The 26,778-nt window shown below is 51.3% G+C and carries 28 protein-coding genes and 1 other annotated feature; of the genes, 6 read left to right on the top strand and 22 right to left on the bottom strand.

The annotated features are described in order from the left end of the window. Positions 1 to 44 precede the first annotated feature (44 nt). Entirely contained in the window at positions 45 to 1,013 is a 969-nt protein-coding gene (locus TPH_RS06550; RefSeq protein WP_015050407.1) for a P1 family peptidase, read from the top strand. 97 nt (positions 1,014 to 1,110) lie between these two features. On the opposite strand, the gene TPH_RS06545 is transcribed toward TPH_RS06550, so the two are convergent. Further along, positions 1,111 to 2,079, bottom strand: coding sequence for an ATP-binding protein (locus tag TPH_RS06545; RefSeq protein WP_015050406.1), 969 nt, complete (start codon positions 2,077 to 2,079; stop codon positions 1,111 to 1,113). Between the two features lie 445 nt (positions 2,080 to 2,524). Between TPH_RS06545 and dinB the strand changes: the two genes are divergently transcribed. Together dinB and TPH_RS06535 are read left to right on the top strand one after the other, a co-directional pair. After that, positions 2,525 to 3,715, top strand: a complete 1,191-nt coding sequence (gene dinB, locus TPH_RS06540; protein WP_015050405.1) for a DNA polymerase IV — start codon at positions 2,525 to 2,527, stop codon at positions 3,713 to 3,715. Positions 3,716 to 3,788: 73 nt separating this feature from the next. Continuing rightward, positions 3,789 to 4,121 (top strand): hypothetical protein, encoded by a 333-nt coding sequence (locus TPH_RS06535; protein ID WP_015050404.1) that lies wholly within the window; start codon positions 3,789 to 3,791, stop codon positions 4,119 to 4,121. A 137-nt stretch (positions 4,122 to 4,258) separates the two neighbouring features. Here TPH_RS06535 and TPH_RS06530 read toward each other — a convergent pair whose 3' ends face one another. Continuing rightward, on the bottom strand, positions 4,259 to 5,833 hold the full coding sequence (locus tag TPH_RS06530; protein ID WP_015050403.1) for an FMN-binding glutamate synthase family protein: 1,575 nt from the start codon (positions 5,831 to 5,833) through the stop codon (positions 4,259 to 4,261). A 412-nt stretch (positions 5,834 to 6,245) separates the two neighbouring features. On the opposite strand from TPH_RS06530, the gene TPH_RS06525 reads away from it, so the two are divergent. The 3 genes from TPH_RS06525 to glnA (TPH_RS06515) all read left to right on the top strand — a co-directional run bounded on the left by TPH_RS06525 (position 6,246) and on the right by glnA (TPH_RS06515) (position 9,861). Continuing rightward, positions 6,246 to 6,860 (top strand): ANTAR domain-containing response regulator, encoded by a 615-nt coding sequence (locus tag TPH_RS06525; protein ID WP_015050402.1) that lies wholly within the window; start codon positions 6,246 to 6,248, stop codon positions 6,858 to 6,860. Between the two features lie 34 nt (positions 6,861 to 6,894). Next, the gene (gene glnA, locus TPH_RS06520; RefSeq protein ID WP_015050401.1) at positions 6,895 to 8,232 is read left to right on the top strand and encodes a type I glutamate--ammonia ligase; all 1,338 of its coding nucleotides are present in this window, start codon (positions 6,895 to 6,897) and stop codon (positions 8,230 to 8,232) included. Between the two features lie 300 nt (positions 8,233 to 8,532). Next, on the top strand, positions 8,533 to 9,861 hold the full coding sequence (gene glnA / locus TPH_RS06515) for a type I glutamate--ammonia ligase (protein WP_015050400.1): 1,329 nt from the start codon (positions 8,533 to 8,535) through the stop codon (positions 9,859 to 9,861). Between the two features lie 26 nt (positions 9,862 to 9,887). On the opposite strand, the gene TPH_RS06510 is transcribed toward glnA (TPH_RS06515), so the two are convergent. The 20 genes from TPH_RS06510 to TPH_RS06420 all read right to left on the bottom strand — a co-directional run bounded on the left by TPH_RS06510 (position 9,888) and on the right by TPH_RS06420 (position 26,768). Next, positions 9,888 to 10,829 carry an RluA family pseudouridine synthase gene (locus TPH_RS06510; RefSeq protein ID WP_015050399.1) on the bottom strand — a complete coding sequence of 314 codons (942 nt, stop codon included), beginning with the start codon at positions 10,827 to 10,829 and terminating at the stop codon, positions 9,888 to 9,890. 51 nt (positions 10,830 to 10,880) lie between these two features. Beyond that, a complete protein-coding gene (gene lspA, locus TPH_RS06505; RefSeq protein ID WP_015050398.1) occupies positions 10,881 to 11,342 on the bottom strand; it encodes a signal peptidase II in 462 nt (153 codons plus the stop codon). Next, positions 11,336 to 12,514, bottom strand: coding sequence for a glycosyltransferase family 4 protein (locus TPH_RS06500; RefSeq protein ID WP_015050397.1), 1,179 nt, complete (start codon positions 12,512 to 12,514; stop codon positions 11,336 to 11,338). Before TPH_RS06500 ends, lspA begins: the two co-directional genes overlap by 7 nt. Then, positions 12,511 to 13,170 carry a TraR/DksA C4-type zinc finger protein gene (locus tag TPH_RS06495; RefSeq protein ID WP_015050396.1) on the bottom strand — a complete coding sequence of 220 codons (660 nt, stop codon included), beginning with the start codon at positions 13,168 to 13,170 and terminating at the stop codon, positions 12,511 to 12,513. Before TPH_RS06495 ends, TPH_RS06500 begins: the two co-directional genes overlap by 4 nt. A gap of 108 nt (positions 13,171 to 13,278) precedes the next feature. Next, a complete protein-coding gene (locus tag TPH_RS06490; RefSeq protein ID WP_015050395.1) occupies positions 13,279 to 13,584 on the bottom strand; it encodes a DUF5665 domain-containing protein in 306 nt (101 codons plus the stop codon). A 53-nt stretch (positions 13,585 to 13,637) separates the two neighbouring features. After that, positions 13,638 to 15,005: a PFL family protein gene (locus TPH_RS06485; RefSeq protein WP_015050394.1), complete on the bottom strand. Its 1,368-nt coding sequence runs from the start codon at positions 15,003 to 15,005 to the stop codon at positions 13,638 to 13,640. Positions 15,006 to 15,027: 22 nt separating this feature from the next. After that, positions 15,028 to 15,486 (bottom strand): ACT domain-containing protein, encoded by a 459-nt coding sequence (locus tag TPH_RS16705; RefSeq protein WP_015050393.1) that lies wholly within the window; start codon positions 15,484 to 15,486, stop codon positions 15,028 to 15,030. 25 nt (positions 15,487 to 15,511) lie between these two features. After that, on the bottom strand, positions 15,512 to 18,316 hold the full coding sequence (ileS, locus tag TPH_RS06475; protein WP_028991004.1) for an isoleucine--tRNA ligase: 2,805 nt from the start codon (positions 18,314 to 18,316) through the stop codon (positions 15,512 to 15,514). Positions 18,317 to 18,356: 40 nt separating this feature from the next. Beyond that, positions 18,357 to 18,626, bottom strand: coding sequence for a hypothetical protein (locus tag TPH_RS06470; protein WP_015050391.1), 270 nt, complete (start codon positions 18,624 to 18,626; stop codon positions 18,357 to 18,359). Positions 18,627 to 18,969: 343 nt separating this feature from the next. Next, positions 18,970 to 19,188, bottom strand: a binding site (T-box leader). A 161-nt stretch (positions 19,189 to 19,349) separates the two neighbouring features. Then, positions 19,350 to 19,502, bottom strand: a complete 153-nt coding sequence (locus TPH_RS15410) for a hypothetical protein (protein WP_015050390.1) — start codon at positions 19,500 to 19,502, stop codon at positions 19,350 to 19,352. 56 nt (positions 19,503 to 19,558) lie between these two features. Next, a complete protein-coding gene (locus tag TPH_RS06465) occupies positions 19,559 to 19,864 on the bottom strand; it encodes a DUF167 domain-containing protein (RefSeq protein WP_015050389.1) in 306 nt (101 codons plus the stop codon). An 11-nt stretch (positions 19,865 to 19,875) separates the two neighbouring features. Beyond that, a complete protein-coding gene (locus TPH_RS06460; protein ID WP_015050388.1) occupies positions 19,876 to 20,145 on the bottom strand; it encodes a YggT family protein in 270 nt (89 codons plus the stop codon). 15 nt (positions 20,146 to 20,160) lie between these two features. Then, positions 20,161 to 20,961: a pyrroline-5-carboxylate reductase gene (gene proC, locus TPH_RS06455; protein ID WP_028991005.1), complete on the bottom strand. Its 801-nt coding sequence runs from the start codon at positions 20,959 to 20,961 to the stop codon at positions 20,161 to 20,163. A gap of 25 nt (positions 20,962 to 20,986) precedes the next feature. Continuing rightward, a complete protein-coding gene (locus tag TPH_RS06450; RefSeq protein ID WP_015050386.1) occupies positions 20,987 to 21,412 on the bottom strand; it encodes a cell division protein SepF in 426 nt (141 codons plus the stop codon). Between the two features lie 18 nt (positions 21,413 to 21,430). Continuing rightward, positions 21,431 to 22,123 carry a YggS family pyridoxal phosphate-dependent enzyme gene (locus tag TPH_RS06445; RefSeq protein ID WP_015050385.1) on the bottom strand — a complete coding sequence of 231 codons (693 nt, stop codon included), beginning with the start codon at positions 22,121 to 22,123 and terminating at the stop codon, positions 21,431 to 21,433. Positions 22,124 to 22,179: 56 nt separating this feature from the next. Further along, positions 22,180 to 23,166: an HlyD family efflux transporter periplasmic adaptor subunit gene (locus tag TPH_RS06440; RefSeq protein ID WP_015050384.1), complete on the bottom strand. Its 987-nt coding sequence runs from the start codon at positions 23,164 to 23,166 to the stop codon at positions 22,180 to 22,182. Continuing rightward, positions 23,167 to 23,415: a copper ion binding protein gene (locus TPH_RS06435; protein WP_015050383.1), complete on the bottom strand. Its 249-nt coding sequence runs from the start codon at positions 23,413 to 23,415 to the stop codon at positions 23,167 to 23,169. It abuts the gene before it with no gap. A gap of 13 nt (positions 23,416 to 23,428) precedes the next feature. Next, positions 23,429 to 24,190, bottom strand: a complete 762-nt coding sequence (pgeF, locus tag TPH_RS06430; RefSeq protein WP_015050382.1) for a peptidoglycan editing factor PgeF — start codon at positions 24,188 to 24,190, stop codon at positions 23,429 to 23,431. A 166-nt stretch (positions 24,191 to 24,356) separates the two neighbouring features. Further along, positions 24,357 to 24,860, bottom strand: coding sequence for an anaerobic ribonucleoside-triphosphate reductase activating protein (gene nrdG, locus TPH_RS06425; RefSeq protein ID WP_015050381.1), 504 nt, complete (start codon positions 24,858 to 24,860; stop codon positions 24,357 to 24,359). 48 nt (positions 24,861 to 24,908) lie between these two features. Further along, positions 24,909 to 26,768: a DNA methyltransferase gene (locus tag TPH_RS06420; RefSeq protein ID WP_158502665.1), complete on the bottom strand. Its 1,860-nt coding sequence runs from the start codon at positions 26,766 to 26,768 to the stop codon at positions 24,909 to 24,911. Positions 26,769 to 26,778: the final 10 nt, after the last annotated feature.

Genomic DNA, 26,778 nt, shown 5'->3' with positions numbered 1-26,778 from the left:
CGATATATTTTGTAAAGCCTGCACTGGCCAGGAGGATGCTTTTGATGAAGGAGACCGCGTTTACTGACATCGAAGGAATTAAGGTCGGCCATGCACAAAACATGGAGGCCGCGACCGGTTGCACTGCGGTTTTATGCGAGGAGGGAGCAGCAGCCGGCGTCGACGTAAGGGGAGGAGCACCGGGAACCAGGGAGACAGATTTGCTAAATCCCGTTAATTTGGTAGAAAAAATTCATGCGGCCATCATCTGCGGCGGGAGCGCATTCGGCCTCGATGCCGCATCTGGCGTCATGCAGTATCTTGAGGAAAGAGGTATCGGTTTCGACGTGCAGGTTACGAAAGTGCCTATCGTCTGCGGAGCGGTGTTGTTTGATCTGGCAATAGGCGATCCCAGCGTCAGACCGGACAAAGAGATGGGGTATCAAGCCTGTCTGAATGCGACCAACAGAGAATGTCCCGAGGGGAACGTCGGCGCCGGAACAGGGGCTACCGTCGGAAAGATACTAGGGATGGAAAGGGCGATGAAAGGAGGGCTCGGGGTCTGCTGCTTTCAAGTTGGGGAGCTGAAAGTAGGAGCCTTAGTCGCCGTTAACTGCATGGGAGATGTCATAGAACCGGCGACAGGAGAAATATTGGCCGGCGCCTTGAGTGATAACAGAAGAACCTTCGCCGACACCGAGAAGGTGATGATGCTGGAGTACGCAAAGCAGAAAAACTATTTCGCTGGTAATACAACAGTGGGAGTGGTGGCCACCAACGGCTCTTTCAATAAAGCGCAGATGAACAAGGTAGCATCAATGGCTCACAACGGATTGGGTAGGGTCATAAGACCCGCTCATTCCATGGTCGACGGCGATACTATCTTTGCGCTGGCCACCGGAAAGGTTGAAGCGGACATCAACGTTGCAGGCCTGTTAGCTGCCAGGGCCGTTGAAAGGGCCATCGTGAGAGCAGTTAAACAGGCTTCATCTCTTCACGGCTTCATAGCCTATCGAGATTTAAATGAGCATTGAAGATTTGCCATTAGCGGGAGTATGTCAAAAACTTCTCTCAAAGCCCAAAGCAGGGGGTGCCCCTCCTGCTTCTCCCAGTAACTCATTTAGGTCCGGTTTAATCGCGGCGTTCACCTGTGGATTCAAGGACTGACTCTGGAGTGAATATTTCCGGGTTGTACGGCAGATTGGGCTCGATCCCTGCCTTTTGCATAAGGCGGCAGAAAACACAAACCTCGGAGGTGGTGGGGTGGTGGCAAATTCGACACTCCTTCATTTCGAGGGAGGTTATGACAAATCTTTTTCGTTCTTCCTTCAAGAAACCAAAAAGAAAACGGTGTTTGGTCCCGGGCATCTCCTCTTCCAGTTCTTCGATGATCCGCTTATAGACCAAGGAAGAAGCTCCCCTGGCAAACGGACACCTGCCTTCATAATAATTCAATCCCCTCAACCTACAATAAGATAATATCTCTCTTTCGCTCAGGCGTACCAAAGGCTTTATCCGAGCGGGGAAATAACGCCCATAGGCAGGAAGGTGCGGATGCTGGCGAGCCAAGTAACCTGTCTGCCAATTCAAGATATTGCCCAAAAGCGCCGCTGCCTCGTCGTCCAGGTTGTGCCCAGTAGCCACTACCCGATGACCGGTCGCTTCGGCCAGAATGTTCATCAGGTGACGCCTTATCACCCCACAAACCGAACAGTTGGGCAAGCGGGCATTGCGTGCTATCTCAGCAATACTTTTTCGGGTGTTTGCCGGAAAAGAAACGACGTAGAGTTTGGTTCCATTATTCCGAGCAAACTGCAAACAGGCATCTCTGGAAGCCTCAGAATATTCTCCCAGGCCCAGGTCTATGTGAAGACCCTCAGCTTCATAGCCCAACGACAAGATGGCATCCCATAAAACGATGCTGTCCTTTCCTCCAGAAACCGCAACCAATACCTTCTGACCGGGGGATAACATCTTAAACTTTTTTACCGCCCGCTCCACCTGTCTCAAGAAATACTCTAAAAAGTGTTCGGAACAGAAACCGACCTTGGGTGACCTAAGCCTTACTTCGGCCTCTTTTTTACACTTTATACACCGCACCCCACATCAACTCCTGTTCCAAAAGTAGTTTTAACCGCTTCTTGGCGATCTTTTACCGCAGAGAAAGACTGTTTCCGAAAGCTTGAGGCCCCCTTCAAGGCGATTTAACGTTTTCCACAAGCATTGAAGATAAAGCCAATTACTGCTTCTGCACCTCATCTAATAAGTATATTTTCCTGGTCGCCTGACCGCAAGGCTTATGCCCAACAGTCCTCGAGAAAAGACATTTCTCCACGATGCCCATATCTTCAGTTATTTGAAGTATCCGAGGTGTGCCCGGTCGAAAACGCATTCCCCATCTGTTAATTGCGGATTCATAAAAAGAGCCATAGCTTAACGCTAAGAGAAAAGGCGGTACAGAGACAGATGGGAATCCCACCTTGAAACGAACATGTGTTTGCAATATAATATAGAAAACACATGTTCGGGAGGCGCCAGGTATTTTATGGAACGTGCCATTCTTCTCGCCGATATGAACTCCTTTTTCGCCAGTGTCCACCAGGCACTTAATCCGGAACTGCGAGGCAAACCCGTAATTGTTGCCGGGGATCCTGAAAAACGCCACGGGATAGTCCTTACGGCCAGTTACGAAGCCAAGAAAAAAGGGATTAAAACCGGGATGGGCGTATGGGAGGCCCGGCACCGCTGCCCGGAGGGGATCTTTATTAAACCCCAGTACCACCTTTATGTGGACTTTTCCATCCGTATCCTGCGCATTATGAATGACTTCACACCCCTTGTAGAGCCATTTTCAATAGATGAAGCCTTCCTGGACGTCACCGGCTCCCAAAAGCTTTTTGGTTCCCCTATCGATATTGCCCGGCGCTTAAAGGAGCGTATCCGCCGGGAGATCGGCATCACCTGCAGCATCGGTGTCGGCCCCAATAAACTGCTGGCCAAAATGGCCGCCGGCATGCAAAAGCCCGACGGCTTGACAGTTATCAACCATGAGGACATCCCCTTATCCCTCTGGCCGCTACCGGTGCGGGAGCTTTTCGGCGTTGGCCCCAACTACGAGCGTCACCTCCACAGACTAAATATTCATACCATTGGGGACCTCGCCAAATACCCAAGCACCATCCTCAGGAAAAAGTTTGGCCTTTACGGGGAAACCTTGTGGTTGAGCGCCAACGGCATCGACTTCAGTCCGGTAGATCCGGACAGCCTCAACCGGGTGAAAAGCATCGGACAGCAGATCACCCTCCCCCGCGATTACCGAGGGGAGGAAATCAAAACGGTGATCCTGGAGCTGGCCGATCTGGTTGCCTACCGAGCGCGAACCGGAGAACACCTGGGAAAAACAGTAGCCCTCACCCTCAGGGACCCCAATTTCCGTTGGGTTTCCCGAATGCAAACCCTTAGAGAACCAACCAACCTTGCCGCCGATATAGCTACAGCTGCCTTTGAGCTTTTACAGAGGCACTGGTCCTTTGATTGGCCAGTGCGCCTGGTCGGTATCACCCTCGCCAATCTTTTTCCCTTTCGCCTCAGGCAGGTAACGCTTTTCGGCAACAGGGAGAAGATCTGGGAAATTGAAAAAGCCTGCGACAGAGTTCGCGACCGCTATGGACAAACGACCGTTTTTCGAGCAGTTTCCCTAAAAGAAGGGTGCTTGGAGCACATGCGTTATCTTTAAATTTTCTCGTCAAAAAACCGTTCGTCTGGAATTTTCTCGACATTAAACAATCTCGCCTGGAGGTTTGATTGCTGTGGGTATTTACCGTAATAACAAACTCTGGGAAGGTCACCGGGTACTCCTTCCGGAGTTTCGGGAAAAGGCAACAGGTAAGTGTCGGGAGTGCCGGTACTATGTGCTGATCGAGGGAAAGGAAGAGGTGCGTTCCGGTTGCATCGAAAAATTCAAAGATTTATGGTACGGAAATCCCCCAGAGAAGATCCACGTCCGAGAAGTGTTGAAAGCGGTAGGAAGAGAAGGGCTGGGAGAAATAGTGAGCAGATGCAATCCCAACGCCCTGGCCTGCGGGTATTTCCGGTGTAAACTACACGGGAAACCGGTATCAACCCTTCGCCAAAAACTGTGATCTTCCCGAATCCGGATAAGATAAGCCCCTATCTGCAACTTGCAGTACAGGGATAGGGGCGCGTAACGAAGAAAGCCGGGGTTTATCCAGCAAACCCCGGCACCACCTGGAAAGAACAGTTATCACTTCAGCCCAACTTAAAACTCGAGGATTTGTTCAACCTGTTCTTTGTTGAGATCCATGATGTATGGAATCCCGCTGACCTCACTTGCTTCCCGTGTGAGAGCTGCGATATCATTTCTGTCGATGTAATTAAGCGCAAACTTTCGAGCCCCACACATTAACTGCCGCAATCCCTGCATGAGCCGATCAAAATAGGTATAAAGCCCAATAGCACCGGTCGGCAGCTTGTCAAAATCATTCTGGAAGCGGGCCTTCAATTCGCTGCTGGTGATAAAGATCTGTTCAATAGTATCCCCGTATTTGCTGTGTTCGCTGGAGAGCTTGCCGGCAGCGGCATCCCGGCCGATCTTGTTCCCAACCATCACCGCGGTCAGAGGAGCACGGGCCATGCCGATTGCCTTCACATAAGGTGCTCCTAAAGCAAACCCTTTAAAGAGATGGTCTTCTAGAGAAAAACCACCTGCAACGGCAACACTGGGGATAAAATCTCCGCGCTCTGACAGACAGTCCAGATACTGACGCAAGAGAGATATAATGTAGACGGTCGGGATTCCCCATTCGTTCATCATCCGCCAGGGACTCATCCCTGTGCCGCCGCCTGCTCCGTCCACCGTAAGGAGATCCAGGCGAGCCAGGGAGGAAAGTCTGACGGCCCGGGCAAGGTCAACCGGCCGATATGCTCCCGTCTTGAGGAAAACATACCTTGCACCCAGCTTGCGGAGCCGATCAACCCTTTCCAGGAATGCCTCTTCATCCACCATTCCGATGCGGGAGTGGCGTTCAAATTCGCGAAAAACTCCCTTCCGAAAAGCTTCCTGTACGGCAGGATCCGTAGGATCGGGAAGTACGACATATCCGCGTTCCTTCAACTGCAGGGCGCTTTCCAGGGAGTTCAGCTTAACCTCACCCCCGATGTCTTTTGCACCCTGCCCCCACTTTATTTCAACAGCATCAACGCCAAGCTTCTCAATGGCATATTCCAGAACACCCAGACGGGTATCCTCTACATTAGCCTGCACCGCTACCGTTCCATAGCCGTCATACCAATCACGAAAAACCTTGACACGCCTTTCCAGTTCCGGTGAACGGACAACTCGTCCGTTCCTGATCTCTACCTTAGGGTCCATCCCACAAACATTTTCCCCGATAACAATCACAGAACCGGTAATGGCTGCCCCTGCGGCTAGCCCTTCCCAGTGAATCCGGGCAATTTCAGTGGATCCCATGCCTGCTATAATGATGGGAACTTTCATCTTAATCTTGGCAGTGCCGCCAATTTCAGTAGAGACATCCACCGCGGGGAAGATAGCTTCATCGCTATCTGCCTTGACTCCCCAGGCACCGGAAGCACGCCCCATAATATTAAAGTGCGAAAGGTCGATCGGGTAATCTTTTTCCGAAGCAGAGGTGTTCTTCCCGAAAGGCTGGGGATAAAGGACTTCTTTCCCTCGATAGGCAGATTTGCCGACCTCGCAGAGACCGGCGCATCCATCCACACAGGTGGCACAGAGACCGCTAAAGGGGCAAACATTCTTTGTGCGGTTCTTGGTTAAAGTGGCCACGCTAGCATTTGGTTTACTGAGTGACATTTTATTACCTCCTTGTATTGTCCCCCTGCACCCCATTGCACAGGAATTTCTTTTCCACACGCCATCGCATGGGCTTTTTTCGCGTTAGATCATAACTCTCCGTTGTTCGTTGTCAAGCAAGATTTTTTATGTATACATGTATACTTGCTGAAAAACCTGGCCGTTCGGTAGCACAAATGGTAGAGATTCCCCATAAACTATAAACCACGCCCCCTTTCCCTACTCTCCCAGTCTGTTAAAAAATTGTTGACATCTAAAAACACCAAGTGCATAATACAAGTGGAAATAAAAATCCCTCGCGGGATCCCAAAGGCGGGAAACGGTTATGAACGGGCAAAGGTGTCCTTGAGGAGGGTTATACTACCCTTTAAAGGACATTTTTCTTTTTGCGCGACTGCGGAGTGTGAACCAGATGGATCGGCCAAGGATTCTGATTGTTGTAGGAAAAGCCCACCAAACACTGCGTTGTACATTGAAACAGCTGCTCAATAGGGGCGGTTACCACTTAATCGCAGAAGCGGAAGAAGGGCTCCAAGCGCTGCGTTATGCCCGCAACTACCAACCGGATCTGATAATCGCAGAAACAAACTTGCAAGGAATTAACGCTCTCGAGTTGGGACGGGTTCTTTTTGAGGATCGAATTGCCCCCATACTTATCATCGTCAACGGCTCATCCCGCCCGACATTTGTTGACCCGATCCAGGAATCCTACCCGTTCAGCTATGTTATCGAGCCATTAAGTGATGATAAATTGTTTCCTGCCATTGCCACATCCATCAGTTACTACAGGCACATTCGGGAACTCGAGTCCCAGGTAAAAAGTCTCCATGAAAAAATCGAAACCAGAAAGCTGACCGAAAAGGCCAAAGGCATCTTAATGAAACAAATGAACATTTCCGAAGCCGAGGCATACAGAATCTTACAGAAACAGAGCATGGACAGGTGTATCCCTCTACGAAAGGTAGCTGAAGCAGTCATCATCAATAATGACTTAAAAGAAATCCCACGGAAGGACAACATTAAATGACCAAGATGCTGGATATGAGGAGGAGGTAAACTTGGTGTCGCGTCTAGCACATTCCAAGGAAGATGTCCTGAAACTGGCAGAAGAAAACGGAGTTAAATTTATTAGGCTTCAATTCACAGACATTTTCGGGGTGCTCAAAAACGTTTCCATTACTGTAAAACAACTGGAGAAAGCCCTCAACTGCGGTGTTATGTTCGACGGCTCATCAATCGAGGGGTTCGTCAGGATTGAAGAATCGGATATGTACCTGGTTCCCGATCCGGCAACCTTCACGATCTTTCCCTGGCACTCTCGTGATGGAGTTGAAGCCCGCCTAATCTGCGACATCTTCAATACCGACGGCACTCCCTTCGCTGGATGCCCTCGTTACGCTCTGAAGAGAGTGCTGAAAGAAGCCCGAGAAATGGGATACACCATCTGCGTTGGCCCGGAAGCTGAATTCTTTTTATTTCACACTGATAGCAACGGCTATCCGACAACATCCACCCACGATGAGGCGGGCTACTTTGATTTAAATCCTCTTGATCGCGGCGAAGACACACGCCGTGATATCGTCTCAACATTAGAAAAAATGGGGTTTGAAGTGGAGGCATCCCATCATGAAGTTGCTCCTGGGCAGCACGAGATCGATTTTAAGTATGACGATGCTCTGACAACAGCAGACAATGTTGTCACCTTCAAATATGTAGTACGCGCCATCGCCCAGCTGCACGGTTTGCATGCCACCTTTATGCCAAAGCCTGTGTTCGGCATTGCAGGCTCCGGAATGCACGTTAACCAGTCCCTATTCAAAAATGGTAAGAACGCCTTTTTCGATCCGGAAAAGCCTCTCCAATTAAGTGAAACTGCTATGTATTACCTGGGGGGTTTGTTAAAGCATGCCCGGGGCTATACTGCCATTACAAACCCGCTTGTCAACTCCTTCAAGCGGCTGGTTTCAGGATACGAGGCGCCAGTTTATATTGCCTGGTCGCCCAGAAACAGAAGCCCGTTGGTAAGGGTTCCGGCCCGGCGGGGTGAAGGCACAAGTTTTGAGCTGAGGAGCCCGGATCCCTCTTGTAACCCCTATCTTGCTTTTGCCGTCATCATAAAAGCAGGACTGGACGGCATTAAAAATAAGATTGCTCCCCCTCCCCCTGTTAATCAAAATATTTTCCAAATGACCGAAGAAGAACTGAACAGACTGGGGGTTAACACTCTCCCGCAAAATTTAGGTGAGGCGATAATAGAACTCCAAAAAGACACCGTAGTGCAAGAAGCTCTGGGTACTCATATATATGAAAAGTTTCTGGCAGCCAAGAAGTTAGAATGGAACACCTACAGAATCCAGGTACACCCCTGGGAGAATGCCCAATACCTTAAAAAGTTTTGAAGTGATTTATGAACACGTTAATCTCATCCTCCAATTGCTTTAGGCTGTCTTCTACGACAGCCTCCTTTTTAAAAAACTGCCGTGCCTCTCGGAAGGTAAAGGCACAGCTTGATATGATAGAATCCTATGACACCACCTTGGATGCTGCTAAACTGTTACAGAACTATCGACCTTTTTCAAGGGAAATGTAGATGCAAACTTATTTGCCGGTATTATCGCATCAAAAATGTATCTCAAAGTTAAATTTTACGAGGGTTCTGCATCAAACATTACTTTATTATTAAATTAGGAGGGTCTATTTTGAGCCTTACCGCCGACGATGTCTTGCGCCTCGCACAGGAGCTCGATATTCAGTTTGTGCGCTTGCAGTTTGTTGACATCCTTGGAGTTCTCAAAAATGTTTCCGTTACTGTTGACCAACTGGAACGGGCAATTGAAGGTAGAGTAATGTTTGACGGTTCCTCCGTGGAGGGTTTTGCCAGGATTGAAGAATCCGATATGTATCTCCGTCCCGATCCCGCCACATTTACGGTATTCCCGTGGCGCCCTCGGGCGGGCGGGGTAGCCAGATTAATCTGCGATATTGTTCTCCCCGACGGTTCACCTTTTCCGGGGTGCCCACGCCAGGTTCTCAAAAATGTCCTAGCAGAGGCCGAAAAAAAGGGTTATACCGTGCAAGTTGGTCCTGAAATAGAGTTTTTCCTTTTTCATAACGATGAAAATAACAGCCATACACTGCAGACACATGACAGCGCCGGTTATTTTGATCTCGCCCCTGCAGACCTGGGTGAAGATGCCCGCCGTGAGGTTGTTATAACCTTAAAGGAAATGGGCTACTCTGTGGAGGCGTCGCATCATGAAGAAGCCCCGGGCCAGCATGAAGTAGACCTGAAATACCTCCCCGCCTTAGCTGCTGCCGACCTCATTACCACATTCAGGACCGTCGTCAAAGTGATAGCATTCAGACACGGTTTAAAAGCAACTTTTATGCCGAAACCCTTCTCCGACCAAAGCGGTTCTGGGATGCACCTGAATTTTTCTATCTTCCACAGGGATGAAAACCTCTTTTACGATCCCCAGGCGCCCATGGAATTAACCCCGTTATGCTTGTCTTTTATCGGCGGTATCCTGGAGCGGGCGCTCGAGTTCACGGCCGTAACAAATCCCACAGTCAATTCCTACAAACGCCTGGTACCGGGGCACGAAGCACCGCTCTATGTAGCCTGGGCAAAAGGCAACCGCAGTTCTCTGGTAAGGGTTCCCGTCGCTAGAGGCAGCGACACCAGGGTTGAACTGCGCAGTCCAGATCCCATTTGCAACCCCTATCTGGCTCTAGCAGCCGTTATCAAGTCCGGCCTGGAGGGAGTTTCCGGCAACATTGCAGCACCACCGCTGATAGAAGAGAACCTTTACCTAATTTCACCAGAAGAAAGAAACAAGTTAAACATCAAGACGCTCCCGCGTACCCTGGGCGAGGCCATCGAAATCTTTAAAGAGAGCGCCTTTATGCGCGACGTCCTCGGCGAGCACATCTATCGAAAATACATTCTCTTGAAGGAGCACGAATGGGATCTTTACAACAAAGAAGTTCACGACTGGGAAATCAAGAAGTACATGAACCTTTATTAGAGTGAAGAGCACCCGGCAAAGCTGCCCTACCGGCCGGTTTGGGCACGCAGCTTCTCCAGTGCCTGTAAAAAAACCGGCGGAGGCGGAGCCGTAAAGGTAAGAGCCTCTCCCGTCCGGGGATGTTGGAAGGAAATCTTTCCCGCATGCAGGGCCTGCCCAGGCAACCCCAAAGGATTGCGCCGGGGTCCATAAACCGGATCCCCTGCAACCGGATGGCCCAAGAAGGACATATGTGTCCTGATCTGGTGGGTACGCCCGGTCTCCAGAGAAACTCCCAGCAGGGTATACCCTGCGAATCTCTCGCGAACCCGATAACTGGTGCGTGCGCTCTTGGCTCCCGGAGCCCCTTCCGGCAGAACGGCCATTTTTTTGCGGTTCCGGGGGTCCCTCCCCACCGGGGCGTCAATAACACCTTTGTCCTCTTTGACCTCTCCATGCACCAGAGCCAGGTATTCCCTCTTGATGCTGCGCTCCTTCAATTGCCGCGTTAGCTCCTGATGGGCAAGGTCGCTCTTGCTTACCAGAATCAGGCCTGATGTATCCTTATCCAATCTATGAACGATCCCCGGACGCAGGTAGCCCCCGATCCCCGAAAGCTTCGGGCAATGGTTAAGCACAGCATTAACCAGGGTGCCGCTTTTATGTCCTGCTGCCGGATGTACAACAAGCCCTTGCGGTTTATTGATTACCAGCAGATCTTCATCCTCATAAATAATATCGAGAGGTATCTCTTCCGGCTTTAAGGTGATCTCTTCTGGCGGTGGTACCCGCATTGTTACCACATCACCGCACCGCACCTTGTAGCTGGAGCGGGTCCTGCTGGAATTTACTAGGACAAACCCCCGCTCAATCAGACGCTGTATCTGGCTCCGGCTTAATAAAGGGGGTTGGGCCGCAAGGAAGTGATCGAGGCGTTTGCCCGCTGCATCCGGGGTTACCTCATAGAGATAGCGCTTTTCCTGCTCCATAAATTATTTCCCTCCAAAACGCTCCGGGCTTATGGCGGCAACCGATCTACTTCAACCTTTACTTTGCAATAGTAAAAGGAACAACAGCAAGGCTCCTCCTGTAATAAAGACATCAGCTGCGTTAAATATCGGCCAGACCCGGAAGTCCAGGAAGTCGATAACATAGCCAAGGCGGATCCTATCTATTAAATTGCCCATGACTCCGCCAGTGATCAGGCCCAGACAGGCGGATAGCATCCAGTTATTGTCATGATAAAATGTGGTTATCAGCAGCACCATAATGATAAAAAGAAAGGCCAGAAAAATAAAGATTTCCGTACGGTAGGGGAGAATGCCAAAGGCTCCTCCGGGGTTCTTAATGTAAGTGAGGTGAAAGAATTGAGGAAGCACCACTAATGATTCCCCTACCCGCAGCTGTTTGACAACAAAAACCTTGGAGACCTGGTCGACGGTTAGAGCCGCAAAAGTTACCGTAATGAACATGGCCAGGTTTATTATTTCTTTTTTCACCATTCCTCCCCCATTTGCAGCAGTCGATCATGATCACCATGCACCAGGGCTAGGTAGGCTTTTTCCATGCGCAAGGCCATTTTCTCGGCGGACAGCTTCCAGGCCAATTGAGCTGCGGCCTCAGCCATCCGCCTGTGCAAATCGGAATCGTTAAGAAGCTCCAGGACCTTCCCGGCGAACTCCTCTTCTCCTCCTCGGCAGAGATAGCCGGTAACCCCATCCTGCACCATTGCCAGGGACCCAAAGGCCGCCTGGGCAACCACCGGCAATCCGGCAGCCATCGCCTCCGCCAGGACAAGGCCCTGGGTTTCAGTTACCGAAGGAAAAGCGAAAAGATAGGCGCCGGCATAGGCTCCTGCAACAACCTCCGGCGGTAGCCGACCGGTAAACACAACCCTGTCGCCGACCCCTAGGGTATAGGCCATGCGCCGCAAAGCAGCTTCCTCCGGCCCGCTGCCGACAAGAACAAGCACGGCATCATCGACTTGCCTGGAAACCAACGCAAAGGCGCGCATGAGAAAGGCCAGGTTCTTTTCCTTACCAATTCTCCCCACAAACAGCAAAACCCTTTTATCAGGTGGTACGCCGAAATTTTTATTGAGAAAATCGGGGTCGCCATCCCGGAAGCGCTCCGGATAAATACCGGTCGGAATGGCCACGACGGGCTTCTGCACCCCATACCCGAAGAGCATTTCCCTGATTACACCGGTTGGGGTGATTACCAGGTCACAGCGATTGCAAAAATTGCGGGCATAAGCGATTATACCTCTTTTGGCCAGTTTCCCTGCCAAAGGAGCATAGTGCAAATACTGATCGTAGAGAGTATGATAAGTAAAAACGAGCGGTAGATCGAGAGAGCGCGCCAGGCGTGCCCCTGCCTGTCCGAGCATAAAAGGGGAATGAACATGAATTACATCAAGGCCAAGTCCAGAGGCATACCTCACCACCCGGCGGGGAAAGGGTAGAGCAATGTAAAATTCCGGATTAAATGGGGTATTAAAAGAAGGAAAACGAAAAACATTAACCTCTTTTTCCCCCTTCGTCTGGGGGTAATGAGGGGCGAAGAGATATATCTCATGGCCGAGACGCCTTAATTCACGGGAGAAGGTTTCGATAGAGCGAACAACACCACTCACATAGGGGCGGTAGCTATCCGTAAAAACACCGATTTTCATGGCTCATCCAGGTCCCTCGCCTTTCCCTCATCGTCCTTCCCGCGGAAATCCTGATAATACATTCCGTCAGTGTCGTGGTAGACGGCTATTCCTTCGACATCCTCAACCGCTCCTCCTTCCTCATCCCTGCTTTCAAAATCGGATGAGGTCCCAAAGTGCTCCACAGTCTGCCAGGCATCTTCACCGTCAAACTGTACCCTCTGCTCATTATCCAGCCGATCCTCGGCAAACCCGCCAAAGGGCGGCATGATCACACCTTCCTCAATAGGGCGGCGAGAGGAGCTTACCCGATCATCCTGCTTTCGGCGGCACTCGTAGCAGAGGGTCGTCTCCGGCATCGCTTCCAGTCTCTTCTCAGAGATCTCTTTCCCGCATTCCTCACATATTCCGTATTTCCCTTCAGCCATTCTTTCCAAAGCGTCGTTGATCTTTTTTAATTGCTGCTGGGCCACGTCGCGAAGGCCGATATCCTTGCTGCGTTCGAATGTTTCCGTACCGATATCCGCGGGGTGGTTATCATACATGGACAGCTCCTGAAGGGTATCCTTGAGACCGCCGATCTCTTCTGCCTCCTTGAAAGTAGAAATGCTTTTCAGCGCCTCCTTTTTTTGTTGCTCCAAGAGTTGCCGATAGTGAGCGATTTTTTCTTGATCCAATTCGGTATCCTCCATTTTTACAATGTTCTTTTTTCGAATTACATCAATCATCACCGCAACTGCACCACCCGGGCTTGAAGCTGCCCCTCCGGGCAATCGAGCGGCAAATCAGATCTTTCCCTCCAGCTGAAGCTGCACCAGACGCACCAGCGTAGCGATAAAATCGCTGACTACAGGAAGATTGAGAACCACCAGGCGCTGCAGGATAAACAAAACAAGAGCCCCCAGCAATGTGAAACCGACGGCAATTCCCAGTCCCCTGGCCACCCCGGAAATAAAATTGATTAGCAAAAGGCGCTTCGGCTTGTTAAGCAGTTCCACATATTCGGCAAGCTTCATGCGCTCCAGGTTTAGCGATAATTCATCAACTTTTTGTTTTAAGGCTTCAATGAGATCCCCGGTGATTTCTCGCATCGGATTCCCCTGATTTAATTCTTCCCCAAAAGATACTGATCCATGACAGCCCCTTAATTGGTCAGGGCCTGGAGGGGGGCGGGTATCCTTCCACCGCGCTTCACAAAAGCATCAGGGCGGTACCTGTTGACAGCCATCACCGGAGCTCTTCCCAGCAGCCCTCCGAACTCCACATAATCCCCCGGCCGCTTGCCGGGAGCAGGAATCAAGCGCACACCTGTCGTCTTCTTGTTAATCATCCCTATTGCCGCTTCATCGGCGATAATGGCAGCAATGGTCTCTGCCGAAGTATCCCCAGGAAGAACGATCATATCCAGGCCTACCGAACAGATACAGGTCATTGCTTCCAGCTTTTCTACAGTCAACGCCCCTGCGGCAGCAGCCCGTGCCATCCCCTCATCTTCGCTCACCGGGATAAAGGCACCGCTTAAGCCTCCTACATAGGAAGAGGCCATCGCTCCGCCCTTTTTCACGGCATCATTTAGTACGGCCAGAGCGGCGGTGCTCCCGGGTGCCCCGCATTTTTCAAGCCCCATCGCCTCCAGAATCTCGGCTACACTATCCCCCACTGCCGGAGTAGGAGCCAGGGAAAGGTCAACCACACCAAAGGGAACACCCAGTCTCCGGGACGCAGTGCGCCCTATCAACTCACCCATCCGTGTGATCTTGAAGGCGGTCTGTTTAATTATCGATGCCAGGGTGCCGAAATCGGCATCGGGATGGTGCCTGACAACGTTGAGAATCACCCCTGGGCCGCTCACCCCTATATTAATAACACAGTCCGGCTCGCCGATACCATGAAATGCTCCTGCCATAAAGGGGTTATCCTCAGGAGCGTTGCAAAAAACAACCAACTTGGTACAACCGATGCCATCCTCAGACGCCGTTTTTTCGGCAGTTTCTTTAATAATCTGCCCCATCAGGTAAACGGCATCCATGTTAATACCAGCTTTTGTTGTCCCTACGTTCACCGCCGCACAGACTCGCTCCGTTTCCGACAGCACCTGGGGAATGGAGGCGATTAGCTTGCGATCACCCTCTGTAAAACCCTTATGCACCAGGGCAGCATAACCACCGATAAAATTGATCCCGATTTCCCCGGCAGCTTCATCCAGGACCCTGCCCAGGTAGGCGTAATCATCCAATGAGCAGCTCTCCGCAACCAGCGCTATGGGGGTGACGGCAACTCGTTTATTGATAATCGGAATGCCGAATGTGCGCTCCAACTCTTCACCTATCTCCACCAGGTTGCCTGCCTGCCGGACTATTTTTTCGTATATTTTTTTGCCCGCAGCCCGGGCGTCGGGGTCGGCACAATCCCGCAGGCTAATTCCCATGGTAATGGTTCTGATGTCGAGGTTTTCCAGTTCCACCATGCGAATGGTTTCAAAGATCTCTTCAGGTGTATAAGAAAACGGCACCGAAGCCACCCCCTGTTAACACCTAAAGACGGTGCATATACTTAAAGGCATCCTCATGCTGAAGGCCAATCTTTAAGCTCATCTTCTCTCCCGTCTCCTCCAGCTTCTGCCGCAGCTCTGTAAACCCCACTCGCGAACTGCTGAGATCGACAATCATAATCATGGCAAAAAATCCCTGCAGTACGGTCTGGCTGATATCGAGTATATTTACATTGGCCTCGGCCAAAATCCCGGCAATCTGAGCGATAATTCCCACCCTGTCATGTCCGATCACGGTGACAATGCCTCGTTCAATCTCACCATCTGCCTGCTGCGGTTTTTGTTGCGGTGTTAAAACCCCTTCTTCAATAAAACGCAAGACAATCCCCTTCTCCTTGATCAGTTCCCTGGCTGCTCTAGTAAAAATGGTTCCTGCCGCGACCTTCAATTCCGCCCGGTCCGGCAGTTCCGCTATTTTTGCCCTAGTCACCACTTCTCGCATTCCTTAACACCTCCTAGCCTCGTTATTAATCCGGCCCTCCCCCCGGCTGCTGGCGGACAACTTCATAGCAGCGTTCGCAGAGATCTGGATGATCGCTGAATTCGCCTACAGATTCTCTGTAGAGCCAACACCGGACACACTTCTTACCGGGAGCTTTTCTAATAACGATTTTCAGCGACCAGTCGTCTTCTGCCGGTACAGCTCCTGCCGGTGCAGCTTCCCAAACCTCGTGCACCTTTACTGCAGAGACGATAAATAGAGCCGGCAAATCCTGTTCAACCCGGCGCAAAAACCGAAGCGTTTCCTCTTCCTCAGGATAAAGGGAGACTTCCGCCTCTGTCGAGGGGCCGATAAGTTTTTCCTGGCGCGCCAGCTCCAATGCCCTGCTCACCTGGTCCCGCAAGGAAAGAATCTTACCCCAAGTTTTCTCTAGCTCCGGATCCAGGTAACGCCGATTCACCTGCGGCCACTCGGCAAGATGGACGCTTACCGCTCTTTCCCTGGCCCCCGGCAGGAAGCTCCAAATCTCCTCGGCGGTGAAGCAAAGAACGGGTGCCAGCAGTCTTACCAAAACATTCGCTGCCTCATACAGCACCGTCTGAATGCCGCGGCGCTCCCTGCTTTCGGCCGCTCCACAGTAGAGGATATCCTTGGTAATGTCCAGGTAAAAAGAGCTCATGTCTACCACGCAGAAGGTAGAAATGGCGTGGTAAACAATATGAAACTCACTGTCTTCATAAGCCCGGGTTACCCTTTGGATCAACTGATGCAACCTGAAGAGGATCCATTTATCCAACAGGCTTAACTGCTCATAGGGCAGAGAATCCTTCTCCGGATCGAAATCATAAAGGTTTCCCAGCAGGAAACGGAAGGTGTTGCGGATCTTTCTGTAGGCTTCTGCCAGCTGCTTCATAATGTTCAAAGAAACGGCCATATCATTCCTGTAGTCTGCGGAGGTTACCCAAAGCCTTAAAACATCCGCTCCGTACTTGTTGATCAGATCTTGGGGGTAAATGACGTTTCCTAAAGATTTCGACATCTTTCGTCCTTCTTCGTCAACCACAAAACCGTGAGTTAACACCGCCTTATAAGGAGCTACCCCCCGCACAGCCACAGAAGTACAGAGCGATGAGTTAAACCATCCCCGGTGCTGGTCACTGCCTTCCAGGTAGAGGTCGGCAGGCCATTTGAGTTCCGGGCGCTGTTCCAGCACGGCCATATGGCTGGAGCCGGAGTCAAACCAGACATCCATCGTATCCGTTTCCTTGCGGAAGTTAGCCCTTCCGCATGATGGACACTTAAAACCGGCCGGCAGGAGATCGTAAGCGGAGCGTTCAAACCAGACATCAGATCCATGCTCCGCAAAAAGCTTCTGAAGCCAACCGATCGTTTCGTCATTGATGATCGTGGCCTGGCAGTCTTCACAATAGAAGATGGGGATGGGTACCCCCCACACTCTCTGCCGGGAGATGCACCAGTCACCGCGTTCCGCCACCATGCTGCGGATCCGCTCCTCTCCCCAGGCAGGTATCCACCGCACCCCTTCAATGGCCTTGAGAGCCTCTTTTCTAAAACCATCAATGGAGGCAAACCACTGCTCAGTAGCCCGAAACATCAGGGGCTCTTTGCACCTCCAGCAGTGGGGGTACTGATGCACAATCTTGCTCTTATGGTAGAGAAGGCCGCGCCTCTCCAGTTCAGCTATAACCTTTTGATTGCTCTCCCAGATAACCTCTCCTGCAAAAATTCCCGCTTCGGGAAGATACCTACCGCTCCCGTCAACTAGAGAAAGGACGGGGATGCCGTATTTCTGGCAGACCTCAAAGTCCTCCGTACCATGGGCAGGTGCAGTATGAACCGCCCCGGTTCCCTGCTCTAGTGTCACATGCTCTCCCAGAATCAACAAAGAGTCCCTATCATAGAAGGGGTGAGCACAGCGAATCCCTTCCAACTCACGCCCCTGCCAGGCACCGAGAATGGGCGGATGAGTCTCCCCCTTGATTTCCGCCACCTGGCGAAGGAGCTCTTCGGCAACGATTACCCTTCTCCCATCCACCTCTGCCAGCACGTACCGATAGTCGGGATGAAGGGAGATGGCCTGGTTTCCAGGGATCGTCCAGGGGGTAGTCGTCCAGATTAAAACATAGGTTTTTTCATCGACATTAATGAGCTCTTTTCCGTCCCTGATCGGGAAGAGAACATAGATGGAATCGCTTTCGTCCTCCTGGTATTCCACCTCCGCTTCCGCCAGGGCGGTTTCACAGTCCGTGCACCAATACACAGGCTTCATGCCTTTATAGATGTAGCCGCGCTTGGCCATTTCGCCGAATATGCCGATTTGCACGGCCTCATAAGTCGGGTGCAGAGTAAGATAAGGATGATCCCAGTCACCCTGGACCCCCAGCCGCTTGAATTCCTCCCGCTGGATGTCAACATACTTCAAAGCATACTCCCTGCAGATGCGGCGGAATTCGGCGGGAGCAACCCGGTGACGGTCTACTCCCAGCGTTTTGATGGCCTGCTGTTCGATAGGAAGACCGTGAGTATCCCACCCTGGAACATAAGGAGCGTCATATCCAGCCATTGTCTTGTACTTCACAACAATGTCTTTCAGGGTTTTGTTCAGTGTGTGTCCCAAGTGAATATTGCCGTTGGCGTAAGGGGGGCCATCGTGCAGAATATACTTCGGTTTCCCCTTTGATTGCTCTTGAATCCTTTTATAAAGCCCGATTTTCTCCCAATAGCGCAGAATTTCGGGTTCCCTCTGCGGTAAATTGGCACGCATGGGGAAATCCGTCTGTGGTAGATTCAAAGTTGCTTTATACTCCAACACCTTTCACCTCATCAAATGATGATTATTTTATGGTAGACTACCATGCCACCATCGGCGGCACAAACAAAGGAACAAAAAAAGGGTTCATCCTTGTCGGCGCAGCGACCTGACGGAGGTTGTTTGCTTCGCCCTTGACGAAGGAGCAGCAAACGGCAGCCGAATCGAGACTGGATGTCGAGATAGGCGGCTCTGCAACAGGGATGCCGCAGATGCCGTCATGGGAGCCGGTCTGCTGCTTATCTATCGTCAAATCTAAAACCAAAAAGATCCGGGAGCAAGCGTAAGGATAAACCGGAACGTATTTCATGGGAGACCCTCACGCCGCCTCCGGCAGCACCAACAGAGTATTAAAATACCCGACGGGTCTGCCGGCGAGCGACCTATGGAAGGCCGGGTAACAGGACAGGCGAAGCGAGGATGACAGGTCGGGATGCAAGTACAGACACCTAATGAGTTTCGATGGAATGGATTTGTAGCGAGGCCAAACGCTGCGTTTGACAGAAGCAGTTCGCAACTTGTTACGCAGCATCCCAGAGCTGTCCCGAAAAGAGCCATCGTCCTGTCCGGCCTGGAATCGGGAGTCGAGCGGTAGACCGGCAGGGTATGCGGTCTATTTTCATGACAGACATTTAATAATAAAACCTCTCACCAACAGGGGCGAGAGGTTCCCGCGGTACCACCCTATTTCCTTCTTCAGAGAATTAAGAATTAGGGGTTAACGTTCCTAAAACGGCCAGACCTACTTACCATGCGGTTTTCGGTTAGGCGCTCCCGGGTGATTTTCTGCAGTACGGAAACACCGGCTCTCACTATCCCAGCTCGCTGCTTGATTCCGAAAACAGCATACTCGTCCCGGTCATCACTTTATCAATCTTGTATTGTGCCTGTGATTGAAGTAATTATAAAGAATATTGAACACTCCTGTCAAGAATACCCTATCAGCCGCAGACACACGAGATAATGATAAAAAGAAAAGGCACACCGTATTCTGGGAGCGCCTAAAAAAGCACGCTGGAAAATACCCTTCTGGTTATACCGTTCTGTCTTTCTCGTCGATTTCGGCCATTTTTTTTAAATCGTTGATCGTGACATACTCAGAAGCCGTTTCGATATCCGCTGTCCGGGTTTTGACCTCTTCCCCTGCCTTGCCTGTTCTTCTTCCTTTCCTATTTTTGGCTGCCATCCATCCCACTCCTTGGCGAAATTATTTATTTTTATTATTGGATGGACGGCAACCGGTTATACCTCGGTTCGGAAACAGTTTTTTACCAGCCTCCTGGCGTCATCTTCAGATATCCCATCAATTTCCACCAGCTTGCAGCGCCCGCTCGTACCGTGTAGGATTCTCACTTTTCCGGCTCCACAGCGGAAGAGCTGCCCCAAAAATTTAACCAGCTGCTTGTTTGCCTTCCCGTCGACAGGAGGGGCAGTTAACCTGATCCGCAGATATTCTTCTGTAATTCCGACTACCTCGTTACAGGAGGCACGCGGCTGCACCTTGACCTGAATCCTCACACCACAGCCATAAGAAGAAAGCCACGACATCCTACTCACTCCTAGATAAAATTGCGCAACAGCGAGATCAACAGCGCCTTAACGATCTCCAGGATGATAATAGCCACCAACGGAGAGAAATCGATATTCATAGCAGGAGGCAGAATTCTCCGGAGAGGGGCAAGAACAGGTTCGGTAATTTCATAGATAAAACGGAATATAGGATGATAGGTGCGTGGCCGCAAAAAGGACAGCAGCACACGCCCTACAATCAACCAGATATATATTTCAACTGCAATAGAAATAATACCAATAACAAAATTGCCATCCATAGGTTCGAACTTCCTTTACTTACATAATTTGCCGGAACGCTTCACTGCTGCCTCGACGGCACCCATCAAGATCCCCCTCAGCCCGCCCTCCTCCAGGACGTGCACCCCACAGATGGTACTCCCTCCCGGAGAACAAACACGGTCTTTTAAAACCGCAGGGTGCTCTCCGGTGACCTGGATCATCCTGGCAGTACCGATCATCGTCTGGGCAGCCAGTTCCATGGCCAGCTGCCGGGACAGCCCCATCTTGACTCCCCCGTCTGCCAGAGCTTCCAGAATAATGGCCAAAAATGCCGGACCGCAGCCGCTCAGTCCCGTTGCGGCATCCAGATCCTTTTCCGACAGGGTGACTACTTTGCCGACGGCAGCGAATAAGGTCTCCACTGTTTTTCTTTCGCTTGCCCCTGCATTTTTGCCCAGGGCAATAGCAGCCATCCCTTCTCCTATCAGTGCAGGGATGTTGGGCATGACCCTGACTACGGGAACTTCCGCAGGAACGCTCTCTTCTAAAACGGACAGGCTAACCCCTGCGGCTATGGATACAATTAAATGCTCTGTTGTAATAAAGGGCGCGACTTCTTTCAGAACAGGTTTGACAACGGCCGGTTTAACGGCAAGTATAACTACATCCGCAAAGCGCACCGCTTCTTTGTTATCAGTCCCCGTGTTAATTGGATGTTTCTGCCCAAGGGCGGCAAGGGCGCCCCCGTCAGGATCGCTTACAAACAAATCGCCTGGCTGTACAAGCCCTGTTTCGAGAAATCCCGTCACCAGGGCACTTCCCATTGCTCCCGCTCCGATGACAGCTACTTTCATTTGACTAGCGATCTTTCATTCCCCCTCAATCAATCTTGACATGTAATTGCTCACGCAGGTTGCTCCCGACACCCTCGGAGCACACAATGATATTGCTAGGCACAAAGAGAAAGGTCTCCTTATCGATCCTTTGCATATTACCATTTAAAGCGTAGACGGTTCCGCTTAAAAAGTCCAAAAGGCGCTGGGCGATCTCTCGCGAGGCATTGGCAAAATTAACAACCAGCGGTTTACGGCTCTTCAAATGTCCCGCCAGTTTTTCCGCCTCCTCAAAACTTGCAGGCGCTACAACAACAATTTTGACCTCCGGGGAAGTGTGAATGCTCACAACAGGTGCCCGCTTATGCCCTCTGAACTCTTCTTCAAAGTCCTGAGGGGAGGTATCCAGGTCTCCATCATCCTTATCGGAAAGCCCTAAAAGATCCAGGAGTTTTTCATACCAGCTGCTCAAAAAAGGCTCCCTCCTTAATCAATTATAATAATCACTGAACAGGGCGCTACCGATCCTGACCATTGTTGCTCCCTCTTCCACTGCAACTTCGAAATCGTTGGTCATACCCATCGAAAGATGCTCCAGGTTCAAATAGTGTCTCGATCTGGCCATTTCATCCCGCAGCTGGCGCAGGCTGCGAAATACCGGACGCGTCCTCTCCGGGTCCTCTTCGTAAGGGGCCATAGTCATTAAACCGCAAATCTCTATCCCAGGCAAATCCTGAACCGCATCCAAGAAACCGGGAACTTCCTCGGGAGAAAGGCCAAACTTTGTTTTTTCACCGGAAACATTAACCTGCACCAGCACCCTCCAGGGAGCCCCATGGGCAACGCTCAGCTTATCCAGCAGTTTGGCCAGCTTCAGACTGTCCAGAGAATGAATGAGGGCCACCTTCCCGACCAGATACTTGGCCTTGTTGCTCTGGAGGTGGCCGATCAAATGCCACTCCGCCGCCTTCCCGATGGCCTCATATTTCTTTAAAAATTCCTGAACCCGGTTTTCACCAAAAACGGTAAGGCCGCAGTTTAAAGCATCTGTTAAATGTTCGGCAGCAACCATCTTGGTGACGGCTACTACCTTGACTTCAGATGGGTCCCGTCCCGCCCTTCTGCAGGCTGCGACAATTCTCTGGTGAACTTTCGCTATCCTCTCTTTCAGAGTACCAGTCAAGTTAATGCCTCCTTTTCCCAATTCGGCATTTATCCGCCGATCCCTTCCGTTGCAGTTTAAATTTCTCCCATCATCATTGAAGCAAGTCGCGGATTGGTAACCACATTTACTCCCGGAGCAATCCCCTTCACAACCACGCGGTCGCCAACAACCCCAACCACATCAACCTTCTTGAAGGATAAGCCCAGAGGAGATTTGGTAATAACCCCTGTAACACCTCCGTTTTTAACTAGGGTTGAGGTAGGGAGCACAACCCCTTCGAAGCTATTGGAAATGACCCTAAACGTCATTCGACGGGTTACAGGAAAAGGCCTCGCAGCCAGCAATTCCCCTCCGGCATAATAAGCTCCACCTCTGCGGATCAGAGAAAGCACCTTCATCCGGCCTTTCCCCGAATCTCCCCATTCCAGCCTCAACAAATCGCCTTCTTCAAAAGAGAGTCGAGAGCCGGATTCTAACCTGAGAAACATGTAGGGGTTTACCAGATTGTCGATAATTTTAAAAACCGGCTCTCCTGTGCAGCGCACCTCATCCTTTTGTTGGAGCCTGCCATCCTGCTTATCGAGGCTTTCGAAAAGCTGTAGAGGATCGTAGCTTTCCCAGTCATTCCTGTCTAAGGCGCCTTCCCAGCCGTCAAAGTGAAAGCTGACAATTCCAGGACAGGGGCTTGTCAGCTCCCTGCTCCTGCTTTCCGCAGCCAGGTCCGGATGCGGATCCAGGCGGACAACCGCCTTTCCAGTTGGAACCCGATCGCCCTCCTTCACCAGCGGAACAACCTTCCCCGCTGCAGGAGCCCTGACAACTGTTTCCTGAAGCAGTAGCAGTCCCTGCGCTCCATAGGTGTCCTCGAGCACACCTCTTTCTGCCTGAACGGTACTGATGATCTGAAAGATACAGAATCCATACAGCTGCTTTCCAAACCAGAATAACGACACCCCAACTAATAAGAAAATAAGGAAGCGTCCCGTCAGGCTGGCCACCTTTTTTTTAACAGCCTTCCTCCTCTGCCTCACCCTGCGCAGGCCAACAGGATGTCCCGCCATTTACTCCTGCACCTCATAACCGGCTTCTTCTATGGCCTCGCGAAATTCTGGAAGACCCACCTCCAGTGGATTATACTTTATGACAACCAAGTCCTCTTCCAGTTTCACCTGGACATCTTGAACGCCATCCAGCTTTCGAAGAGCACCTTCCACCGCTTTTTTGCAGTGGTTGCAGCTCATCCCGGTAACTTTCAGTACGGCCTTCCGGGGACGATCCAAACCCTCTCCGCCGCAACAGCGACAACTCACCTCTATCCCTCCTTTACATTAAACTCAGCAACGCAGCCATTCTTCCGGTCGTACCACCGCTCCCCCTATGCGAAAAAAAGAGATCCTGGCGGCAAATGGTACACAAACCGCCATCGATAATGTTATTCCTGAGGACACCTGCTTCCTGGAGAACCAGGAGATTGGCCTTAGTAATGCCAAAATGCAGGCGCCCGTTCCTATTCCTAGCCAGAAGTCTCTTCCACTCCCCCGGAAACGCTTCTTTTATCGCCGAACAGACATCATCCCCCACTTCATAGCAGCAAATCCCAGCCGCAGGTGAAAGGGCTGCCAGACAGTCGCCGGGCCTGCTCCCGTAAGTCCGGTTCATCATCTGCAGGCACTTCTCCGCAATCCTTGCAACTGTTCCGCGCCAGCCCGCATGTGCCAGAGCGATAACCCTGTTTACCGGATCAAAAACATAGATCCCCTGACAGTCGGCAAAAAAGCAGACCAGGACGACACCCTCGAGATGCGTGACCGCTGCATCGGCAGCGGAGCCTTTTTTCTGCTGCAGGTCATCCTCATCCCAGATTACCACCACTCTGTCACTGTGCACCTGGTTGAGTGTAAAAACCCTGCTCTCCCGTATTCCCAGGGCAGCATAGAGTAGCCTTCTGTTGGTGGCCACAATCTGGGATGCATCACCTGTGTGCAGCCCCAGATTCAAAGACTTATAGGGTCCCTCGCTGACACCGCCATGCCGTGTGGTAAATACTGCCAGAGCCCCTCTTTTTTCGAATTCCGAAACGATCAAGTAAGAGAGCTGCTCTTGTTTACACAACCGGAATCCCATTTCATCACAGGGCCACGGTTTTCCGCTAGGAATGCCTTGACTATCCGTGGCTTTTCCTTTGCCTTGTTCCTCCATCTGGTTATTTTAAAAATTTTATGACACCAACAACCCTTGGGAATGGATAATGTTATATACTTGTAACAACGGCCCTTCCCAAAGCCAGGGAGTCTTTTACAGCAATCAATCTCTGATTCCGGGAGCCCCGAAAGGGCAGGGATATGTCCCTTTCTTTTTCAATGTAAGGGCCGTCTACGAGGAGATCGCTCAGCTCCAGAAGCCTTTTTTTATCCGGGTCATGTTGAGCCATCTCTAAGATTTCTTCAAAAGTATATCCCGTATAGGTAACGATATCCAACCCCAGTCCTTTGACCTTTTCCGCCAAGGAGGCGAAGGCCTGCGCCTGAGCAAATGGCTCCCCTCCGGAGAAGGTAACCCCCCTCAAGAGTTTGGTCGCTTTTATTATCGAAAGGAGTTCTTCCTCGGTCACCTCCCGCCCTCCGGAAAAATCCCATGTCTCCGGATTATGACACCCCTTGCAGCGGTGAGGACAACCCTGAGCAAAGATAACGAATCTGATCCCCGGCCCGTCGACCACACTTTCCCGTTCATAACCCGCAATTCGCAGCTTCATTTCACATCTCCTACCCCACGGCTGCGGGCCAGATGCAGCCCACCGCTCTCATGTTATTTTTTGCTCACTAGAACACACTAGAGAATACGCCCTGCTCTCATAACCGAAGACATCCACCGCTTTGACCCCTATCCTCCTGATTCCTTCAACCCTGGGAACAATCAGCCGAGCCTCCGACCGAATCCGGCGCTCCTTGCCTTTGCGCCAGTTTTGCCATCTGCTGCAGAAATAATTACCATCGTAATCGGGATCAACGCTCCAGTATTCGATCAGGGCGAGCGGATCTTTCTCCAGGAGCCGTCGTACCTTCTCCTCTGCTTCACCGCTCACCGGCAGATAATCAGAGGCCAGCAAGCGATAATCATCCAGCTCGATGATAATCTCTTCGTGATCATGAGAATATCTTTTGACAAATGGCTCCTTCAGGGTGAGACGAGCTGGCGGTAGAAAGTATAACCCCCTTCTCTGAAGCAAATTTCTTTCTTTTGGGCAGAATCTCCCTTCATTAAGAAGCTCCGGTGCGATGATCAGAACCTCCAGAGTTTCCCTTTTGTGCTCCTCCAGAAAGTCGAGAGCCTCATCATCCAAACCCCACCCCAGGACGACGATCTTCTCCCACTCTCCCGGCAGCGACTTTTTGAGCTCGCAGGCCTTCTTCAGGAAGAGGCGGTCAATTCGCCGGGAGGGTGAGGCAACCAGCACCAGGCTCTCGCCGTTTTCGAGATACCCAAGGGCATCCTCACTGTGATGCCATCCGGGAAAAGGAACGGCACCAAATATGTTCAATACCAAAAGGACGAGATCCTTCTCTCCAGCCCCCCGGACAGAAGCCTTCTGTAAGAACGCTCCGGAGTGGTTCCTTACCGACTGGCAAATGAAGGGACCGCTTTCCTCAGCCACCAAGCGCTTATAAGAAATCATCAGCGCCTGTTTGCTGATGTCCACTGCGATCCAGCGCCGCCCAAGCCTTCCAGCAACCGCAGCAGTGGTGCCTGTCCCGGAGAAAAAATCCGCCACCAGATCGCCCTCATTGGAATGCCCCACAATAATCCTTTTCAACAGTCCCTCCGGCTTCTGTGTGCTAAATTTTAAGTTCTCAACCGCTGTTGGGCTTAAGATCTTCTGCACCTCACTTCCCGCCCACCAGTCGTCCAACCCTGCTCCCTGCGCTCTCAATTCATATTTATTACCTTTGACGGCCGTTAAACCCCGCTCCAGGGTACCCTTCGTGTAAGGGCGGTACTGCCTGTTGAACGTCCAGTTCGATCCTTTAGTGTACCACAATATCAGGTCATGTTTTTTAGGATAGGTTCTCCGGGGCGCTCCTCCACCTCCGTAGCACCAGGCGATCTCATTGCGAAAATTCTCTTGCCCGAAGATCTCATCCAGCATGACCTTGACATAATGAACAGCATGCCAGTCCAGGTGGATGATCAGGGAACCGTTCTCACTCAGCAGTTCTCTCATCAAGAAAAGCCTGGGACAGAGCATCCGCAGATATCCGGCCAGGCCGTCCTCCCAGCAATCGCTATAAGCCCTCATTTCCAGGAGAAAAGGCTTCCCTTCGCCGAAGCCCGGTAAAGTGCGACAAACCCGGTAACCCGCGTTGGTGGCAAATGGGGGATCGATATAAATCAAATCGACTTTCCCGCGGAGCGAGGGAAGACCTGTCGGCGGGTCACCGGCTAGGAGCGCTTCGATAATGATCAGATTGTCACCATAAAGCAGGCGGTTGTACCAGGGCAGTCCTTCCCCCTCTCCTTTCCCCCCGAGCACCCCGCACCCCAGCGCGGGGACCACAACTTCATCTATCTGCAAGGAGGCCCCCCTGGATGCGGACACCCTCGCCAGAACTTCTTCCGCCTCTTGCCTACCGGCAACGACAATCTGTGGGAGTCGTTCGATCAAGGAAGAGGTC

The organism is Thermacetogenium phaeum DSM 12270 (genome assembly GCF_000305935.1).
Classification (GTDB): Bacteria; Bacillota; DSM-12270; order Thermacetogeniales; family Thermacetogeniaceae; genus Thermacetogenium; species Thermacetogenium phaeum.
The sequence above is the reverse complement of the archived record's forward strand: the minus strand, read 5'-3'. Positions and strand labels throughout refer to the sequence as shown.

Coding starts and splice junctions, on each gene's coding strand:
- TPH_RS06490 (WP_015050395.1), bottom strand. CDS start 13,584: ATGCGAGAAATCACCGGGGATCTCATTGAAGCCTTAAAACAAAAAGTT.
- TPH_RS06530 (WP_015050403.1), bottom strand. CDS start 5,833: ATGTCACTCAGTAAACCAAATGCTAGCGTGGCCACTTTAACCAAGAAC.
- lspA (WP_015050398.1), bottom strand. CDS start 11,342: ATGGTGAAAAAAGAAATAATAAACCTGGCCATGTTCATTACGGTAACT.
- TPH_RS16705 (WP_015050393.1), bottom strand. CDS start 15,486: ATGCGAGAAGTGGTGACTAGGGCAAAAATAGCGGAACTGCCGGACCGG.
- TPH_RS06525 (WP_015050402.1), top strand. CDS start 6,246: ATGGATCGGCCAAGGATTCTGATTGTTGTAGGAAAAGCCCACCAAACA.
- TPH_RS06460 (WP_015050388.1), bottom strand. CDS start 20,145: ATGGATGGCAATTTTGTTATTGGTATTATTTCTATTGCAGTTGAAATA.
- nrdG (WP_015050381.1), bottom strand. CDS start 24,860: ATGAAGCTGCGAATTGCGGGTTATGAACGGGAAAGTGTGGTCGACGGG.
- TPH_RS06440 (WP_015050384.1), bottom strand. CDS start 23,166: ATGGCGGGACATCCTGTTGGCCTGCGCAGGGTGAGGCAGAGGAGGAAG.
- TPH_RS15410 (WP_015050390.1), bottom strand. CDS start 19,502: ATGGCAGCCAAAAATAGGAAAGGAAGAAGAACAGGCAAGGCAGGGGAA.
- dinB (WP_015050405.1), top strand. CDS start 2,525: ATGGAACGTGCCATTCTTCTCGCCGATATGAACTCCTTTTTCGCCAGT.
- TPH_RS06500 (WP_015050397.1), bottom strand. CDS start 12,514: ATGAAAATCGGTGTTTTTACGGATAGCTACCGCCCCTATGTGAGTGGT.
- TPH_RS06550 (WP_015050407.1), top strand. CDS start 45: ATGAAGGAGACCGCGTTTACTGACATCGAAGGAATTAAGGTCGGCCAT.
- TPH_RS06470 (WP_015050391.1), bottom strand. CDS start 18,626: ATGAAATACGTTCCGGTTTATCCTTACGCTTGCTCCCGGATCTTTTTG.
- TPH_RS06510 (WP_015050399.1), bottom strand. CDS start 10,829: ATGGAGCAGGAAAAGCGCTATCTCTATGAGGTAACCCCGGATGCAGCG.
- TPH_RS06465 (WP_015050389.1), bottom strand. CDS start 19,864: ATGTCGTGGCTTTCTTCTTATGGCTGTGGTGTGAGGATTCAGGTCAAG.
- proC (WP_028991005.1), bottom strand. CDS start 20,961: ATGAAAGTAGCTGTCATCGGAGCGGGAGCAATGGGAAGTGCCCTGGTG.